This is a genomic window from Stenotrophomonas sp. YJH_SMC_37, from assembly GCF_059370035.1.
In genome coordinates this window covers 111,555-127,063 of record NZ_JCAFTG010000008.1, presented here as the reverse complement: position 1 = coordinate 127,063, position 15,509 = coordinate 111,555, and the positions used below count along the sequence as shown (strand labels likewise).

The following is a 15,509-nucleotide window of genomic DNA, read 5'->3' as shown; positions in this document are numbered from 1 at the left end:
CCCCTTCCCGTTCTTTCCAGCCGATTGCAGCGATACTTCCCGACGTGCCAGCTTCACCGGACAACCTGAACCTCATGGCCGGCGATCCGCTGGGCGTTCCCGCTGGCGGACGTCAGCGGGTGGCGCATGGGCTGGCCCAACTGGGCCTGTTCTGCCTGCCGGCACTGGTGCTGACCGTGCCCATCAACCTGTTGCCGTATGGCCTGCTGCTGCTGCTGAGCACGCTGCTGGCGCCGGAGCTGCTGTGGCGCGCGCGCGGGATGGCCGGCCAGCCGGTGAAAGTGCTGGCCTGGCTGATGCTGGCGGTGCTGGCGCTCGGCCTAATGTCGGTAGTGTTGTTCGAGCAGGGCCTGCGTGACGTCGACAACCGGTCGCGGTTCGTGGTGATCCCGTGGATCGCGCTGTGGGTCTGCGCGCTGCGTCCCGACGTGCGGTGGCTCTGGTACGGATCATTGACCGGCCTGCTCGCCGCCTTCTCGATGTCACTGTGGCAGGTGCTGGGTGGCGCCCCGCGCGCAGAGTTGTTCACCAACGCCATCGTGCTGGCCGACATCGTGATGGTTTTGATGGTGCTGCTGGTGTTCTGTCGCCCGTCGCGGCGCTGGTCGCTGGTGATCCTCGGCATGGCGGCCGGCTGCGGCACCATCGTGCTGACCGGCAGCCGCGGTGTGTTCGCCGCCTTGCTGGCGCTGCTGGTGGTGCTGACGTTGAGCCTGCGCTGGCGCACCGGCGCGGCGCGCCTGTCGGTGCTGGCAGGCATGCTGGCGATCGGTGCGACCCTGCTGCTGTCGGTACCGGAACTGCGCCACCAGGTCCGCCTGAGCGAGCTGCACAGTGACGTGCAGCGGATGGAGTTGGGCGACAGTGATTCTTCCGCCGGTGCCCGCGTGGAACGCCTGCAGGTGGCCTGGGAGACCTTCCTCGACCACCCGCTGGTGGGTGTTGGCATCGGTCATTTCGACAGCGCGATGCTGCGCGTGCCGGTCTGCCGTGAGAACCCGGAAGAGTTGCGTTGCCACCTGGGGCATGCGCACAACGATGTTGCCGAATGGGCAGCGACCCAGGGCGTACCGGGCCTGCTGCTGTTGCTGGCGGTGTATGGCATCCCGCTCTGGTTGTTCGTGCGCCTGCATCGCCGCAGCGGACGGTCGACCTTCCGGGGGCCGGCCGCAGCCGGCATCATGCTGGTGATCACCTACGCACTGTGCGGCTTGACCCAGTCGATGTTCGCGCACCAGATGACAGCCAGTTTCTACGTGACCCTGGTCGGCCTGCTGACCGGCCTGTCGATCGTCGAGGGCGCGCGCCACCGGGCAATCACCGGGGCGTGATCCAGCGGCGCCCCGGACAGGGCCGGGCGATCAGGGGGTCGGCGGGTCAGCCACGGCCTGGCCGTTGCCCAGCATCCACAGCATGATGGTTTTCTGCCGCACGTAGTTGGCGCGTACGTAGGCATAGACCAGTCCATGCCAGCCGTCGCGGAAGCCGCCACGGAACAGGAAGCCGCGCCAGAACCGCCAGGCCGGCGCCAGCACCAGCTTGCCCAGCGTGGCCCGCTTGCCGCGTGCGAACTCGTGCTCGGCCATCATCCGCGCGTATTTCTCGGTCTTGGCCAGCTGTTGCTGCAAGGAGCGGTAGGGATAGTGGACCAGGTCGCCGCGCAGGGTACCGACGCTGCCGTCGACGCTGGCAGCCTCGTGGATCTCGCGCTTGCCGCGCCAGCCGCCCTGGCGGCGGTCGAACAGGCGCAACACTCGGTCCGGGTAGGCGTTGCCATGGCGCAGGAACCTGCCGAAATACTCCGACAGGCGGGCGAAACGGTAGCCGGCATGGCCGCTGAAGCCACTGTCGCGGGCCTGTTCGATGGCCGCGCGCAGTTCCGGACTGATCCGTTCGTCGGCATCCAGGCACAGTACCCAGTCGTGGCGGGCCTGCTCGACGCAGAATGCCTTCTGGCTGCGGAAACCGTCGAACCGGCGCTGCAGAACACGGGCGCCGGCAGCTTCGGCGATGGCGACGGTGGCATCGGTGGAGTACGAGTCCACCACCACGATCTCATCGCAGAACGCCAGCGAGGCCAGGCAGTCGCCGATGCGCCCGGCCTCGTTGAACGCGATAATGCACGCCGAAATGCGAGGCCGTTCGATGGGAGCGGTCGTGGAGGACATGATGGCCGGGTACCTGTTGTTTGCGACGGAGCGCTATGCGCTGCCTATTCTCGCCCCGTTGGCGCAGGCCTTGCACGCATCCGGGCAGGAGGTGGCGGCCTGGTTCGAGGACGGCGCGGCCGGCAGCAGCCTGCCGGGGGTGCCCAACGTGGGCCTGAAGCAGGCCCTGGCCCTGCGTCCGCGGGCGGTGTTCAGCGCGGCCAACTGGGTGCCGACGTTCCTTTCGGGCGCCAAGGTGCAGCTGTTCCATGGCTTCAACGTGGAGAAGCGGGACAGCGCGCGCGGCCACTTCCGGGTGCGCGGCATGTTCGACCTGTACTGCACGCAGGGGCCGGCCACCACCGCGCCGTTTCGTGAGATCGCGGCCCTGCAGGGCCACTTCGCGGTGGCCGAGACGGGCTGGCCGAAGCTGGATCCGCTGTTCCGCGACGATGGTGGCGAGAGCGCCGCGCTGCGCGCCGCCGCTGGAGGACGCCCGGTGATCCTGTTCGGTTCGACCTTCACCGAGCGCCTGAGCGCAGCGCCGCACCTGCACCCGCAGATCGCCGCCGATATCGCCGCCGGTGACCATTACTGGCTTCTCACCCTGCACCCGAAGTGCCCGCAGGACCTGTTCGAACGCTACCGCGCGCTGGCCGGCGCCAATGCCCGCTTCATCGAGCCGGAGCAGGTGATGGCCGCGCAGCGCGCCGCCGACGTGCTGGTGTCGGATACCTCGTCGATCGTTTCGGAGTTCATCGTGCAGCACAAGCCGGTGGTGACCTTCCGCAACCGCGTGCCCAAGCCACACATGATCGACTTCAATGATCCTGCGCAGCTGCAGGCGATGCTGACGCGTGCGCTGCACCCGGACGCGGCGCTGCAGGCGGCGATCGTGCGCTATGCCGACGCCATCCACCCGTACCGCGATGGCTTGTCCAGTGAGCGCGTGATCACGGCGACCGAGGATTTCCTGTCTGGTGAAATGGGCGCGCTGCGGCGCAAGCCGTTCGGCAGCTGGATGCGTGATCTGCAGATCCGCAGGGACCTGGGCTATTGGGGCCCGTCGCAGCGGTAAGCCGAGCATTGGCTCGGCTCTAGAGTAGATCCATGCCATGCGTGGATGCGCGCCCCCGCTCGCGGTAGTGCCGGCCGCTGGCCGGCAAGCTCGGGGATGTCTGCGGTTGCCGGCCAGCGGCCGGCACTACCTACCAGCGCAGCTTGCGCCGCGCCAGCGCCGCAGCCAGCTGATCCATCACCTGCTGCGCCTGTGCCTGCGGCAGATGGTGCAGGGTCAATGCCACATCGCCATGCGCGCCGGCAGTATCCAGCTGCAGGCTGCTGGTGCCCAACAGCTTGTCCAGCGGCGAGCGCAGCAGGCGCAGGCCCTGCACCTTGTCCAGTTCGGCCCAGCGCCACCAGCGCTTCCACCAACCGCCACGCACTGCCACGTAGTGCTCGTCCAGGTGCCAGGCCATGCGTGCCATCTGCCGATGAGCGACCAGCAGCGCCACCGGCAGCCACGCCAGCACCAGCAGGCCCCATGGCCCCCAGCGCCAGTACGCGGCTGCGGCCAGCAGGGGTACCAGCAGCAGCGTTCCCAAGCACAGCCGCCACCAGCCACGCTGCGGAATGGAGTGCCATTGCGTCGGCGGCCACTGCAGCTGAGGCAACAGGTGCTGCACCAGCTGCTCGCAGCGCGTCGCCTGGGCCAGTGGTGCCAGCTCGCGCAGGGCGCGGTCCTCATCGCGCGCAGGGCCACCGGCAGCGCTGTCGATGCGCAGCTGGCGCAGGCCGAACCAGCGATGCAGGGTGGTTTCGCGCAGCGTCCAGGCCTGGATGCGGCGACGCGCGACACTGCTGCGGGTGCGGCTGAGCAGACCGGCCGAGACGGTCAGGCGGCGATCCTGCTCGCTGAGGGTAAAGCCGTGATAGCGCAGCAGGGTCAGTACCACCGACAGCACGCGCAGCGCCAGCCAGCCCAGCAGCAGTGCGGCGGCCAGCAGCAGGAAAGCGCCTGCCACGCCGGGGTGCAGGTGGCTGGCGTAACCGAAAGCCTCGCGGCCACCACGTTGGATGGCTTCGTCCATCACCGGCCGCGGCACGGTCTGGAACAGCACGCCGAAGGCGGCAACCGCCAGTGCCCAGCCCCGATTGGAGAGCAGGCCCATGCGCATCACGTCCCAGCTGGACAGGCGCCGCAGGACGTGTTCGGTGTCGGCCACGGTGACCGCAGGCGCGGGGACAGCGTCGGCGGCCTGTGGTGCCTGCCCGCGCTGGCGCACGAGACGTTCCAGCGCCAGCGCCTGGTCCAGCTTCAGCACTCGCATTTCCGCTTCGGGGCGCACGCCGCCGGCCGACTCCAGGCGCAGCTCGGCCACGCCGAACAGCCGGTGCAGCGGATTCTGCCGCACTTCCACGTTGTGGATGCGGGCGAACGGAATCTCGCGCCGGTTGCGCGCAAGCAGACCGCTGCGCACGGTGATCGCATCGCTGCCGATGCGGTAACGGTAGCTGAGGTACTGCAGCACCGAGACCAGGACCAGCGCGGCGATCGCCGACAGTGGGATCAACTGCGCCCACATCGGATCGTGGTCGCCGCGCTGACCGAATACCAGCAGTGCGACCAGCGGCAGGAAGTAGTGGCGCAGCTGCATCAGCAGCACGAACAGCCATGACCACGGGTGCAGGCGGTGGTCCTCGCCACCGGCGCGCAGTGCTGCAGGCAGAGGCGGTGGCAGGCTCACAGGGCGTCAGCGTCCTGGTCGAGCTGGTGCGAAAGGGTGTCGCGCAGACGCTCGGCGTCGGTTTCATCCAGGCCGCTCACGGTTACCGCGCTCATGCGGGTGCCGGCGGTATGCACGATCAGCGTGGCAAGTCCTGCACGGCGTTCCAGCGGGCCCCTGCGCAGGTCCAGGTGTTGTACGCGCGAAATGGGAATACGGGTTTCCAGCTGCCACATCAGGTCTCGCCGCAGGCCCAGGCCCTGTGCGTCCAGCCGCCAACGGGTGCGGACCAGGCGGCGGTGGCTGAGCCATGCGCCACATGCAGCCCCTGCCAGCAGCCCGAGGGCGGCGACCCACGCGCCGCCGGGTAGATCGAAGAACCACCATGCGGCCGCCAGCGGCAGGCCTGGCACAAACAGGCCGCCGAAAGCGCCTTCCAATGCCGCCAGCCGCGCGGCGCGGCGCGGCAGCGACTGCCACGCGTCGGCGGGCGGAGCGGTCAGGGAGATGTCGGTCACGCGGGCTCCGTCAGGTGGCAGGGCGAGCGGTGGCGGCGGTAGCCGCATCGCGCAGACGGTAGCAGGTCGGCTGCGTTACTGGGCAGCCTGGATCAGCGCATCCACGTCCAGCAGATGTCCTGCGCGATCGGCCTTGGTGCGCAGGTAGTGCTCGTTCTCGGCGGTGATCTCGCCGGTGACCGGAATGCAGTCCAGTACCTCGATGCCGGCATTGCGCAGGCGCTGTGCCTTGGTCGGGTTGTTGCTGAGCAGCGCCACGCGCGAAATGCCAAGGCCGTGCAGCATGGCCACCGCACTGCCGTAGCGGCGCTCGTCGGCGCCGAAGCCGAGCTGCGCATCGGCGTCGATGGTGTCCAGGCCGTCGTGCTGGTAGCCGTAGGCACGCATCTTGGCTGCGATGCCGGTGCCACGGCCTTCCTGGTCCAGGTACAGCAACACGCCGCCGCCCAGCTCCTTCAGCTTGCGCAGGCCGCGCCGCAGCTGGTCACCACAGTCGCACTTGAGCGAACCGAACAGGTCGCCGGTTAGGCATGAGGAGTGCACGCGCACCGGCACCACCGCCGACAGGTCCGGTTCGCCGACGATGATCGCGACCTGGTCGCGCTGGGCCACGCCGCCGCGGAACACCGCGAAGGTGGTCATGCCGACGTCGCGCAGCGGCACCGGCGAACGCGCCACCAGTTCGTAGTCGTGGGCCGCATGTGCTGCGCCTTCGGCCAGGTCGCACAGGGCCACCTCGGCGGCACCCTCGAAGGTGCGGTCATCAACGTCCAGGCGTACCGCCACCATCGCCGGCAGCAACAGGCCCAGGCGGGCCAGCTCCACCGCGCCGGCATCGAAGGCATCGCCCGCCGTCCAGCCGTCGGGCATCGGGCCCGGCTCGCGCAGGTAGCCCAGCGAGGGGAGGGCATCGAAGGCAACGCCGGCCAGCGGCAGGCGTGCGCCTTGCGGGGCCTCCACGCCGAGCACGCGGGCGCGGGTGGCGGTCAGGAACAGGTAATGCCGCTCGCGGGCGGCATTGGCGAAGGCAGCGAAGCTGCTGGCCGTGGCGCTGTCCAGCGCGATCACCGCCAGGCGCTGGCCGTGGCCATCGTGGAGCAGCACCGGGCGACCGGCGCGCAGTTCGGCCACCGCGCGCTCACAGCGGATCGCGGCCGGATCGCCGAACAGGGAAGAAGCAGCAGGCATGGCAGGATCGGGGGAGGCGGACATCGCAGTCTCTATGGGGGCGACGGCGTCGTATTCAACGTGGTGCGGCCAGTGGTCGCAGGCGGCCGTCAGTGGGGGTGTTCCTCAGTTGCGTACGGGTCTTCCTCGCCGCTGCCCGGCGGCCGCAACGTATAGCGCTTGTAGGTCCACTGGTACTGCGCCGGGTCGCGGCGGGCGATGCGCTCGATGCCGGCGTTGAGCGCGGTGGCGGCCACCTGCGGGTCCGGGTCGGCCACGGCCGGGTCGGTCGGTTCGATGTGCAGGGCGAATTGCATGTCCGGCCCGATGCGCTCGCACCAGCCGTACAGCACGGTGGCGCCGGTGCGCTCGGCCAGCCGGTTGACCAGGGTCATGGTCAGCGCCTGCACGCCGAAGAACGGCACGAACACGCCGTCGCCGGCCTTGGGCTGCTGGTCGGGCAGGATGCCGGTGGCACCGCCGTCCTTGAGCACCTTGAACAGCTGGCGCACGGCCGGACCCTCGGCGCGCACCTGCTGCACGTTCTGGCCGCCGCGCACCAGCTGCAGGAAGGCATCGCTGGCCTCGTCCTCCGGCGGCTTGTAGACGATGGCGATCTGCCCGCGCGAGGCCAGCCACTGGTTCAGCAGCTCCCAGTTGCCGAAGTGCGGCGCGGCCACGATCACGCCCTTGCCGCTGGCCAGGGCTGCGTCGTACAGGGCCTCGCCGCGGCGCTGCTTCAGATGCAGGCGCAGGTTGTCGGCCGGCCTCTGGCTCCACAGCCGCAGGGTCTCGATGGCCTGCAGCGCGGTCGAGCGCAGCAGATCGCGGTGCAGGCGGTCCCGCGCGGCACTGTCCAGGTCGGGGTAGGCCAGTTCGAGGTTGCGCCGGGTGACACGGCTCTCACGGGCATTGAGACGGATCCAGGCCCACGCCAGGGTGCGCGCGAACGCCCGCAGCAGCGGCCAGGGCAGGCGGGCGAACAGGGTGGTGGCGCGGTGGACCAGCCGGGCTTTGCGTTGCGGATTCATTGGCGCCAGTTTAGCCAAGGGCGCTGCTATCGTGGCCGGCCCTGTTCATTGGAAGCCCAGATGCTCGTCCTGATCCAGCGTGTCAGCCAGGCTGCTGTCCATGTAGATGATGAAACCGTGGGCCAGATCGGACCAGGCCTGCTGGCGCTGGTGGGCATGGAGCCGGGCGATACCGAGGCCCAGCTGCGACGGATGGCCGAGCGCCTGCTGGGCTACCGGGTGTTCGCCGACGAGGCCGGGAAAATGAACCGGTCGCTGCGTGACACCGGCGGCGGCCTGTTGCTGGTCAGCCAGTTCACCCTGGCCGCTGACACCCGTTCGGGCATGCGGCCGAGCTTCACCAGCGCCGCAGCGCCGGAGGAGGCTGAACGCGGGTTCAATCAATTTGTCGAGATCTGCCGTGAAAATCACGCGCCAGGGGTGGAAACAGGCCGGTTTGGTGCCCATATGGTCGTCAGCCTGGTCAATGACGGTCCTGTGACCTTCCTTCTCCGGCCCTGAGCCTGCGGGACCACCGCCCGGCAGGCGGGGCCCCGGGCTGGTATAATGCTACGTTCCCTATTTCCTACCCAGCCGGTGGCGCGAGCACTACATGGCCAACGAACGTCCTGCCCAATCCGAAATCAAGCAACTGATCAGCAAGGGCCTGGAACAGGGCTACCTGACCTACGCCGAAGTCAATGACCATCTGCCGGACGACATGGTCGACCCGGAACAGATCGAAGACATCATCGGCATGATCAACGGCATGGGCATCGATGTCCATGAAGTTGCGCCGGATGTGGAAACCCTGCTTCTCAACGACGGCAACACCGGCAACCGCGAAGTCGATGACACCGCGGCCGAAGAAGCTGCCGCCGCGCTGAGCGCGCTCGACACCGAAGGTGGCCGTACCACCGACCCGGTGCGCATGTACATGCGCGAAATGGGCACCGTCGAGCTGCTGACCCGCGAAGGCGAAATCGCCATCGCCAAGCGCATCGAGGAAGGCCTCTCCCAGGTCCAGGCCGCCCTCGGCCAGTTCCCGGTCTCGGTCGAGTCGCTGCTGAACGACTACGAAGCCCACAAGGAAGGCAAGAAGCGCCTGGCCGAAGTGATCGTCGGGTTCAATGATCTGGTCGACGAAGAGCCGGCGCCGCCGGCGGTCGCTGCCGATGACAGCAGCGATGCCGACGCCGAAGGCGACGAGGACGAGGACGATGATGTCGAGGGTGGCGAGGAAGAAGCCGCACCGACCGGTCCGGACCCGGAGGAAGTCGCCGCGCGCATGCAGGCGCTGAGCGATGCCTTCAATGCGTTCAAGAAAGCCGCGACCAAGGGCGACAAGAAGAACCTGCCGCGCCTGCGCGAAGAGATGTCGGCGGTGTTCGTCACCCTGAAGCTGCCGCTGCCGCTGACCGACGTGCTGACCAAGCAGCTGCGCGACACCATGGCCGACATCAAGTCGCATGAGCGCCGTGTGCTGAACCTGGCCACCGTAACCGCGCGCATGCCGCGCAAGGACTTCATCCGTTCCTGGGAAGGCAACCAGACCAACCTGGAATGGGTGGAAGACGCACTGAAGCGCAAGCAGAAGTGGTCGTCGGCCCTGCGCGAAGTGAAGGACCAGATCATTGCCGAACAGCAGGCGACGATCGACATCGAGAAGCTGACCCAGCTGGACCTGGAAGAGCTGAAGGAAATCAGCCGTGCCATGGCCTACGGTGAAGCCAAGGCGCGCAAGGCCAAGAAGGAAATGGTCGAGGCCAACCTGCGCCTGGTGATCTCGATTGCCAAGAAGTACACCAACCGCGGCCTGCAGTTCCTGGACCTGATCCAGGAAGGCAACATCGGCCTGATGAAGGCGGTGGACAAGTTCGAATACCGCCGCGGCTACAAGTTCTCGACCTACGCCACCTGGTGGATCCGCCAGGCGATCACCCGCTCGATCGCCGACCAGGCGCGCACCATCCGTATCCCGGTGCACATGATCGAGACGATCAACAAGTTGAACCGCATTTCCCGCCAGATGCTCCAGCAGTACGGCCGCGAGGCCACGCCGGAGGAGCTGGCCAAGGAAATGGACATGCCGGAAGACAAGATCCGCAAGGTGATGAAGATCGCCAAGGAGCCGATCTCGATGGAAACCCCGATCGGTGACGACGAGGATTCCCATCTGGGCGACTTCATCGAGGACACCAACGTGGAGTCCCCGATCGAGAACACCACCAACATCAACTTGTCTGAAACCGTGCGCGACGTGCTGGCCGGCCTCACCCCGAGGGAAGCCAAGGTGCTGCGCATGCGCTTCGGCATCGACATGAACACCGACCACACGCTGGAAGAGGTCGGCAAGCAGTTCGACGTGACCCGCGAGCGCATCCGCCAGATCGAAGCGAAGGCCCTGCGCAAGCTGCGTCACCCGAGCCGCTCGGAGCAGCTGCGCAGCTTCCTGGATATCGATTGATATCCGGCGATGGCTGATGTGTTGAGAGAAACCCCGCTTCGGCGGGGTTTTTCTTTGCCACCACATCCCTGTAACGCCCCGCCAGTGCTCGGCAGGGCCATATAATTACGTAACAAATAATGTAACAAAGATCCGCATCGAAGCTGGCGCTTCGTGGATATGTCCATTATTTTCAGGCTCATAGATGCAAGATCGTGCTTGCAGTCCCGTTTTTTTGATGCTAATTACGTAACAAGTTTCGTATTACGTAATGCACATGCCACGCGCTCAACGCCCACAGGTATTGGATCTGATCGCTCAGCTGGCCCCCGGCCAGCCGCTACCAGCCGCGGCGCTGGCCGAGCGTCTGGGGGTGGACCGGATGGCGCTCAGTCGGCTGGTGGCCGCCAGTGGCCCGCAGGTGGTGCGCATGGGCAGAACGCGGGCAACCGCCTATGCGCTGCGGCGGCCCACCCGGGCAGGCAGCGAATGGCCGCTGTACCGGCTGCGCGAAGATGCGACGCTGGAGGAGCTGGGGCGGGTAATTGCGCTGGTAGGAGGCGGCTTCCATGTCGACGCCGGGCCTGACTGCCCGAACCTGCGACGCGCGCCCGAAGGTGACGTTGCTGCCTTCTTTCCTGACTTACCGTGGTACCTGGATGACCTGCGACCGCAGGGATTTCTTGGTCGCAGCTTCGCCCATGGCCGTGGGCAGGCGCTCGGCCTGCCGAAGGACCTCAAGGGCTGGCAACCGGACGATGTGTTGATGGCCCTGGTAACCGCTGGCGGGACTGAAGCGGGCGATCTGCTGCTCGGTATCGCTGCTGTGGAGGCGGCGATGGAGACGTTGCAGGCGCCGATCGATCGGGTTGCGGCCGACGATCGTCTTGCACAGTATCGCGAGCGTGCGCGTGCTGCGCTGGACGGAGAGGATGTGGGCTCCTCGCCGGGTGGCGAGCAACCCAAGTTCACCGCCACCGTGGAGGTCCACGGCAGGCGCCGCTCGGTGCTGGTCAAGTTCGCGCAGCCCGATGAAGGCGCCGCCGCCCAGCGCTGGAGCGATCTGCTGGTCTGCGAACATCTGGCGCTTGAGGCCCTGCGCCAGTCCGGACAAGCCGCGGCGTCCAGTGAACTGCTGCAGTCGCCCACGCACACCTTCCTGGAAATCGAGCGCTTCGACCGCACGCCCGATCTGCTGGGGCGGCGAGGCCTGGTCTCGCTGCTGTCGCTATCGTCCGCGTTCACCGGCGAGGTCACCCCAGCGTGGCCGGTTGCAGGCGCCGAACTGCGTGATCAAGGCTGGCTGACGGCCGACACCGTGCAGGCGATGGGCCGACGCCACGCGTTCGGGCGGCTGATCGGCAACAGCGACATGCACCACGGCAACATCGCCTTCCACTTCGTTGATCGCGGCCCGCTGCCGTTGGCGCCGGTCTACGACATGCTGCCGATGTCGCTGGCGCCGTCAAAGCTGGGCGTGTTGCGCGCGGACGAGCCGCTGTCGCCGGTCGCACCGCTGGGCAGTGGTGATCTGCAGCATCTGCGCTGGGCGGCACCGGTGGCTGAAGCATTCTGGCAGTGCGTGGCTGTTGATGGGCGGATCCAGTCGCCAGCAATGCGGTCATTGGCGGGGGCGAACGCCGAGCGGGTGCGGGAGATGGGCGCGCGGTTTGGGTGAGCCAGCTGTTGCGCAAGCCTGGGCGCGCGGCGTTGCGCAGCGATGGCTGAGGGTTTTCCAGTGTGTCTTGGCGCCGGCGGGTAGCCGGTTGAGCGCAGGCTCCACTACACTGTGGCGCTGCGCCGGGCCTATAGCTCAACGGTTAGAGCAGGGGACTCATAATCCCTTGGTTCCAGGTTCGAATCCTGGTGGGCCCACCACATTGACGTCCAGCGAAGTCCAGAGACGACGCCCCGATGGCGTCTGGCTGGTGCGTCAGGGGCGCCAAGGGCAGCACCTTGCGGCGATGCCCTTTCATTGTGGTGCCCTCAGGATCGTGGCAGATTCTCGATAGGACCAACGCGACCGGGCGGCGGCGGCTGACAGTTGCCGAAGCACCCGCCACCACCGGGGAACCAGCCGCCGATCCCGCCACCACCGCCAGTGCTGCCACCACCACCACCGCCAGACGGGGGCGTCGAGGCGAAGCTGTCCTCGGTGCCGCCTGACTCTTCTGCCGACTTCCCGCACGGCTTGCTGACGGTGATCATGCTTGAGCCGGTCATCATCATGATTTTTGTTTTGTACATGACGTTGCCGACGAAGGACGTGTTGCGCCATGCATCCGCACCGAACGTCCTTTCAGCGGTCTCATCCAGCTTCTTCAGGAATGCCCGGTTGGGCGCATCTGCGGATGAGGCACCGGCTTGCTTGGCCGCCGCGATATCCTTCAGGTCGACCGATATCGAGAACGGGAGCATTGGAAGAACGGTGCAGGCCAGAGCAACACCGGTAACGGTGAAAGCAGCGGTGGCCAGGACGAATTTACTTGCAGGTTTCATTGCCATCCTTGCGAGTTGTCAACGGGGAACGGGCGGTAATCGGGAACGAACGGGACGCCGGTTCGTTCCTGGTAGAGCTGGTTGAATGTGGCATTCAGCCGAAGCGCTTCGGCCTCCCCCTGCATCCGCTCTTCGATAGTGAGCGGTGCAGAGAACATGATTTCCCTGCCAAGCGCGGCGGAAGGGTCTGCGCGCATCTCCAGGACGCGCGAAACCGCGTATGCGTTGATGTTTCCCGCTCGACCGGTGGATGCGAAATGAGTCGCAAGCAGTTGCAGTGCAAAGTAGTTGCCGTCCACTGCGGACGACATCATCCGGTCCAAGGCGGTTCGATCGGGCAGCTTTCGCGAGTCCAGCATGGTGCGCGCAAGCTTGTCGCCGCCGTGGGCGGCTTGTTCCAGCAACGCATCGGGCGCGCTGGAATAGGAAGCCCACTGCGCGGTATTCGGATAGCCGTGTTCATCCAGCCAGCGTTGCTCCTCGCGGCTACGCCCATCAAATGGATCATCGTCCTTGGGTTCCATTCCATCGCGATTCTGCGGAACACCAGGAAACAGCATGCTCGTGCTGTTGGCAGGCCGTAACGCGGGTGACGCAGCCGAGGGTGTCGGCGCAGAAGGATCCTTGCGCTGCCCGCCCGCCTGTTCAACATTCGGTGCCGTTTGCGAGGACTGTGGCGTGGGGCGAAGGAGGAGAAGGGCCGCCACCGCTCCCGTGGCGAGTACGGCAACGACGAGTGCTGCAGCGAATTTCTGCGATGAACTTCTGTATTCCATGAGGGTGGTGCAGTTTCCTTGCGACTAACACTGGGTCGGGTAGGCGACGCAACAACGTTGGAGCTGCTCGCGCAACTGAAACGGAGTGCATGCAAGTCCCCAGAGATGGACTCGATCGTCTTGTGCACATCTGCATCGCCCGCAGAGAACGGAAAAGTGGTGCAGCCTCCCCCGGTCCGCCTTGGTTCGTATTCAGTCCTTGTTTACGTTCTGGTCCGTCACGCGCTTCGGACCCGGTGCCGGGCGACCCGTTGCACATCACCGACGACTGGTCACGACCAGAGCTCCGGGAACCGCCACAGGCCTACTGGAGCGAGTGCCGCGCCTTTGTTGCGGCGCAGGGAATCCGCTTGCCGCTCTCTCCGGGCTGAGGCCTGCGCAGCCGGCGAAGGTGCAGCACTGTCGATCACCGCACTCTGTGCCGAATGACACATGCCCCGCCATTTCTGCTGGCGGGAAGATGGCGGCATCCCGAAGTGGAGTGATCTGATGCCTGGTACGCTCAGTCGTCGCGCCTTCCTGGCCAACGCTGCTGCCGTTCCGGCGGCCACGCTCATGGCCACCGGCGTTGCTGCGGTGGCGCAGCCAACCGTCACCACCGGGAGCCTGATCGACGCGGAACGCGGCGTGGTCCGCTCGGCCATGGACGGCAGCGGCATCGGTGCCGCTGCCGTCTGCCTGGTCGAAGGCGGGCAGGTGCGCTGGACTGAAGGCTTCGGTCACGTATCAGGCCAGGGCAGCGCGGCCGTAGACGCCAGCACGATGTTCAGCATCCAGTCCACCTCGAAGAATTTCGCGGCGGTGGCGGTGCTGTTGGCCGTGCAGGACGGCATCCTTGATCTGGACGCGCCCATTACCCGCTATCTGCCGTCGTTCACGGTGCGCAGCCGCTTCGAGCATGATCCACAGGAGCGCATCAGCCTGCGCCTGCTGCTTGCCAATCGCGCGGGATTCACGCACGAGGCGCCACTGGGCAACAACTACGAACCGGCGTCGCCGGGCTTTGATGCGCACGTCCGCAGCATCTCGCAGACATGGCTGCGCTTTCCAGTGGGTACGCGCTATCGCTACTCCAACCTGGGCTTCGACCTTGCCGGTCATGTCATTGAGCAGGTTGCGGGCATCAGCTATCCGGCCTGGCTGCAGCGCCGGATCTTCGAGCCGCTGGGAATGCACGACAGTACGGCCGATGCCTCGATCTACCTGGCAAGCAAGGGGCGGGCACTGGGAACCCAGGAAGGCCATGCGCAGGTACCGCCGGTGACGCCGCTGGTGGTGTCGGGAGGCGTCTGGACCAGTGCCGCCGACATGGCGAAGTATCTTGGCTTCCTGCTCGATGGCGGTCGATCCGGTGCGCAGCAACTGCTCGAGCCTCACCTTTGGGACGAGATGCATGGTTTCGGCCTGGGCGGTGACTACGGGCTCGGTGTCATGCGCAGCGAACGCCTCTATGGCAGTACATCGGTGAGGCTGCTGCACCACCGCGGTGGGGGCTTCGGGTTCGGGTGCGTGTTCACCTACTGCAGGCAGGCAAACGCTGGATTTGCCGCGATGTTCAATCGCGCGACGTCTGCGGGGTACGGCATTGGCGAGCGTCTGCTCGATCAGCTGTTGTCGGCGCGTTTCGGGCCTCGTCAGCCGCGTGTGCCCCTGTCTTCCCTGGCGCCGATCAGGTTGATCCAGGACCAGGTGCAGCGGATGGCGGGAAGCTGGATCGGGCGCAGCGGCAAGGCGAAGATCGTGGTTGCCGGAAGCGGTGAACTGCAACTGCATCGTGGGGCGCAAGCTGTGGGCGGCCGTTTTGCGGCCATCGACGGCGACCAACTGATCACCGTGGACACCGATGGAGAAGTTGCGACGTACCGCTACCATGCGGCGACGGACATGCTGCCGGCGCACCTGGAATGCAGCAACGGCGAGGACGGCCTGGACCAGAACGATCCCATCGATGGGCCCACCGGGCCGCAGGCGCCCCATTGGCAACCCTGGCTGGGGCGCTATCGCATCGACCAGTGGGGAAAACCGTCGATGTCCGTTGTGCTGGAGCAGCGACAGGGCTGGCTGTACATCGATGGCATCCGCCTGGTCACCGAAGTGGAGCCAGGCTTGTTGTTCACCAGCGATGGCGAAGCGGTGGATTTCCGCAGCTCCCAGCCGACATGGCGAAACCTGCGTCTGCAGCGCGTCCCGCCCGTGGGCCAGGGGTGATGGCGGCATGCC

The 15,509-nt window shown here is 66.6% G+C and carries 13 protein-coding genes and 1 tRNA gene; 7 read left to right on the top strand and 7 right to left on the bottom strand.

What is annotated here, in order from left to right; all coding sequences use genetic code 11:
- Nucleotides 1-74 precede the first annotated feature (74 nt).
- Nucleotides 75-1,331 (top strand): O-antigen ligase family protein, encoded by a 1,257-nt coding sequence (locus AC5P8J_RS13100; protein WP_155030469.1) that lies wholly within the window; start codon nucleotides 75-77, stop codon nucleotides 1,329-1,331.
- 30 nt (nucleotides 1,332-1,361) lie between these two features.
- On the opposite strand, the gene AC5P8J_RS13095 is transcribed toward AC5P8J_RS13100, so the two are convergent.
- Nucleotides 1,362-2,168: a glycosyltransferase family 2 protein gene (locus tag AC5P8J_RS13095; RefSeq protein ID WP_483017592.1), complete on the bottom strand. Its 807-nt coding sequence runs from the start codon at nucleotides 2,166-2,168 to the stop codon at nucleotides 1,362-1,364.
- On the opposite strand from AC5P8J_RS13095, the gene AC5P8J_RS13090 reads away from it, so the two are divergent.
- Nucleotides 2,167-3,225: a CDP-glycerol glycerophosphotransferase family protein gene (locus tag AC5P8J_RS13090; protein WP_134735059.1), complete on the top strand. Its 1,059-nt coding sequence runs from the start codon at nucleotides 2,167-2,169 to the stop codon at nucleotides 3,223-3,225. The genes AC5P8J_RS13095 and AC5P8J_RS13090 overlap by 2 nt on opposite strands.
- A gap of 130 nt (nucleotides 3,226-3,355) precedes the next feature.
- Here the strand turns inward: AC5P8J_RS13090 and AC5P8J_RS13085 are convergent, their stop codons facing one another.
- The 4 genes from AC5P8J_RS13085 to AC5P8J_RS13070 form a co-directional block, all read right to left on the bottom strand.
- On the bottom strand, nucleotides 3,356-4,894 hold the full coding sequence (locus tag AC5P8J_RS13085) for a PH domain-containing protein (protein ID WP_495216856.1): 1,539 nt from the start codon (nucleotides 4,892-4,894) through the stop codon (nucleotides 3,356-3,358).
- Nucleotides 4,891-5,391 carry a PH domain-containing protein gene (locus tag AC5P8J_RS13080; RefSeq protein ID WP_021203244.1) on the bottom strand — a complete coding sequence of 167 codons (501 nt, stop codon included), beginning with the start codon at nucleotides 5,389-5,391 and terminating at the stop codon, nucleotides 4,891-4,893. Before AC5P8J_RS13080 ends, AC5P8J_RS13085 begins: the two co-directional genes overlap by 4 nt.
- A 75-nt stretch (nucleotides 5,392-5,466) precedes the next feature.
- A complete protein-coding gene (gene ribA / locus AC5P8J_RS13075; protein WP_134735057.1) occupies nucleotides 5,467-6,603 on the bottom strand; it encodes a GTP cyclohydrolase II RibA in 1,137 nt (378 codons plus the stop codon).
- Between the two features lie 65 nt (nucleotides 6,604-6,668).
- Nucleotides 6,669-7,589: a lauroyl acyltransferase gene (locus AC5P8J_RS13070; RefSeq protein WP_134735056.1), complete on the bottom strand. Its 921-nt coding sequence runs from the start codon at nucleotides 7,587-7,589 to the stop codon at nucleotides 6,669-6,671.
- A gap of 60 nt (nucleotides 7,590-7,649) precedes the next feature.
- Here AC5P8J_RS13070 and dtd point away from each other — a divergent pair, with 60 nt between their 5' ends.
- The 4 genes from dtd (at nucleotide 7,650) to AC5P8J_RS13050 (ending at nucleotide 11,892) form a co-directional block, all read left to right on the top strand.
- Nucleotides 7,650-8,090, top strand: coding sequence for a D-aminoacyl-tRNA deacylase (gene dtd, locus AC5P8J_RS13065; protein WP_019660769.1), 441 nt, complete (start codon nucleotides 7,650-7,652; stop codon nucleotides 8,088-8,090).
- Nucleotides 8,091-8,181: 91 nt separating this feature from the next.
- Nucleotides 8,182-10,035: an RNA polymerase sigma factor RpoD gene (gene rpoD / locus AC5P8J_RS13060; RefSeq protein ID WP_019660768.1), complete on the top strand. Its 1,854-nt coding sequence runs from the start codon at nucleotides 8,182-8,184 to the stop codon at nucleotides 10,033-10,035.
- A gap of 283 nt (nucleotides 10,036-10,318) precedes the next feature.
- Nucleotides 10,319-11,692, top strand: a complete 1,374-nt coding sequence (yjjJ, locus tag AC5P8J_RS13055; RefSeq protein WP_229301575.1) for a type II toxin-antitoxin system HipA family toxin YjjJ — start codon at nucleotides 10,319-10,321, stop codon at nucleotides 11,690-11,692.
- Between the two features lie 124 nt (nucleotides 11,693-11,816).
- Nucleotides 11,817-11,892 (top strand) — tRNA-Ile (locus AC5P8J_RS13050).
- Between the two features lie 108 nt (nucleotides 11,893-12,000).
- Here the strand turns inward: AC5P8J_RS13050 and AC5P8J_RS13045 are convergent.
- Together AC5P8J_RS13045 and AC5P8J_RS13040 are read right to left on the bottom strand one after the other, a co-directional pair.
- Complete coding sequence (locus AC5P8J_RS13045; RefSeq protein WP_155030172.1) at nucleotides 12,001-12,513, bottom strand: hypothetical protein; 513 nt, start codon at nucleotides 12,511-12,513, stop codon at nucleotides 12,001-12,003.
- Nucleotides 12,510-13,289 (bottom strand): hypothetical protein, encoded by a 780-nt coding sequence (locus AC5P8J_RS13040; protein WP_146268397.1) that lies wholly within the window; start codon nucleotides 13,287-13,289, stop codon nucleotides 12,510-12,512. The genes AC5P8J_RS13045 and AC5P8J_RS13040 overlap by 4 nt, the downstream gene beginning before the upstream one ends.
- Nucleotides 13,290-13,844: 555 nt before the next feature.
- Between AC5P8J_RS13040 and AC5P8J_RS13035 the strand changes: the two genes are divergently transcribed.
- A complete protein-coding gene (locus AC5P8J_RS13035; protein WP_495216855.1) occupies nucleotides 13,845-15,497 on the top strand; it encodes a serine hydrolase domain-containing protein in 1,653 nt (550 codons plus the stop codon).
- The last annotated feature ends 12 nt before the right edge of the window (nucleotides 15,498-15,509 follow it).

Bases quoted from the DNA above. Each gene is read 5' to 3' on its own strand.
- AC5P8J_RS13045 (WP_155030172.1), bottom strand. From the start codon at position 12,513: ATGAAACCTGCAAGTAAATTCGTCCTGGCCACCGCTGCTTTCACCGTT.
- AC5P8J_RS13035 (WP_495216855.1), top strand. From the start codon at position 13,845: ATGGCCACCGGCGTTGCTGCGGTGGCGCAGCCAACCGTCACCACCGGG.
- rpoD (WP_019660768.1), top strand. From the start codon at position 8,182: ATGGCCAACGAACGTCCTGCCCAATCCGAAATCAAGCAACTGATCAGC.
- AC5P8J_RS13090 (WP_134735059.1), top strand. From the start codon at position 2,167: ATGATGGCCGGGTACCTGTTGTTTGCGACGGAGCGCTATGCGCTGCCT.
- AC5P8J_RS13040 (WP_146268397.1), bottom strand. From the start codon at position 13,289: ATGGAATACAGAAGTTCATCGCAGAAATTCGCTGCAGCACTCGTCGTT.
- AC5P8J_RS13070 (WP_134735056.1), bottom strand. From the start codon at position 7,589: ATGAATCCGCAACGCAAAGCCCGGCTGGTCCACCGCGCCACCACCCTG.
- ribA (WP_134735057.1), bottom strand. From the start codon at position 6,603: ATGTCCGCCTCCCCCGATCCTGCCATGCCTGCTGCTTCTTCCCTGTTC.
- dtd (WP_019660769.1), top strand. From the start codon at position 7,650: ATGCTCGTCCTGATCCAGCGTGTCAGCCAGGCTGCTGTCCATGTAGAT.
- AC5P8J_RS13100 (WP_155030469.1), top strand. From the start codon at position 75: ATGGCCGGCGATCCGCTGGGCGTTCCCGCTGGCGGACGTCAGCGGGTG.
- AC5P8J_RS13095 (WP_483017592.1), bottom strand. From the start codon at position 2,168: ATGTCCTCCACGACCGCTCCCATCGAACGGCCTCGCATTTCGGCGTGC.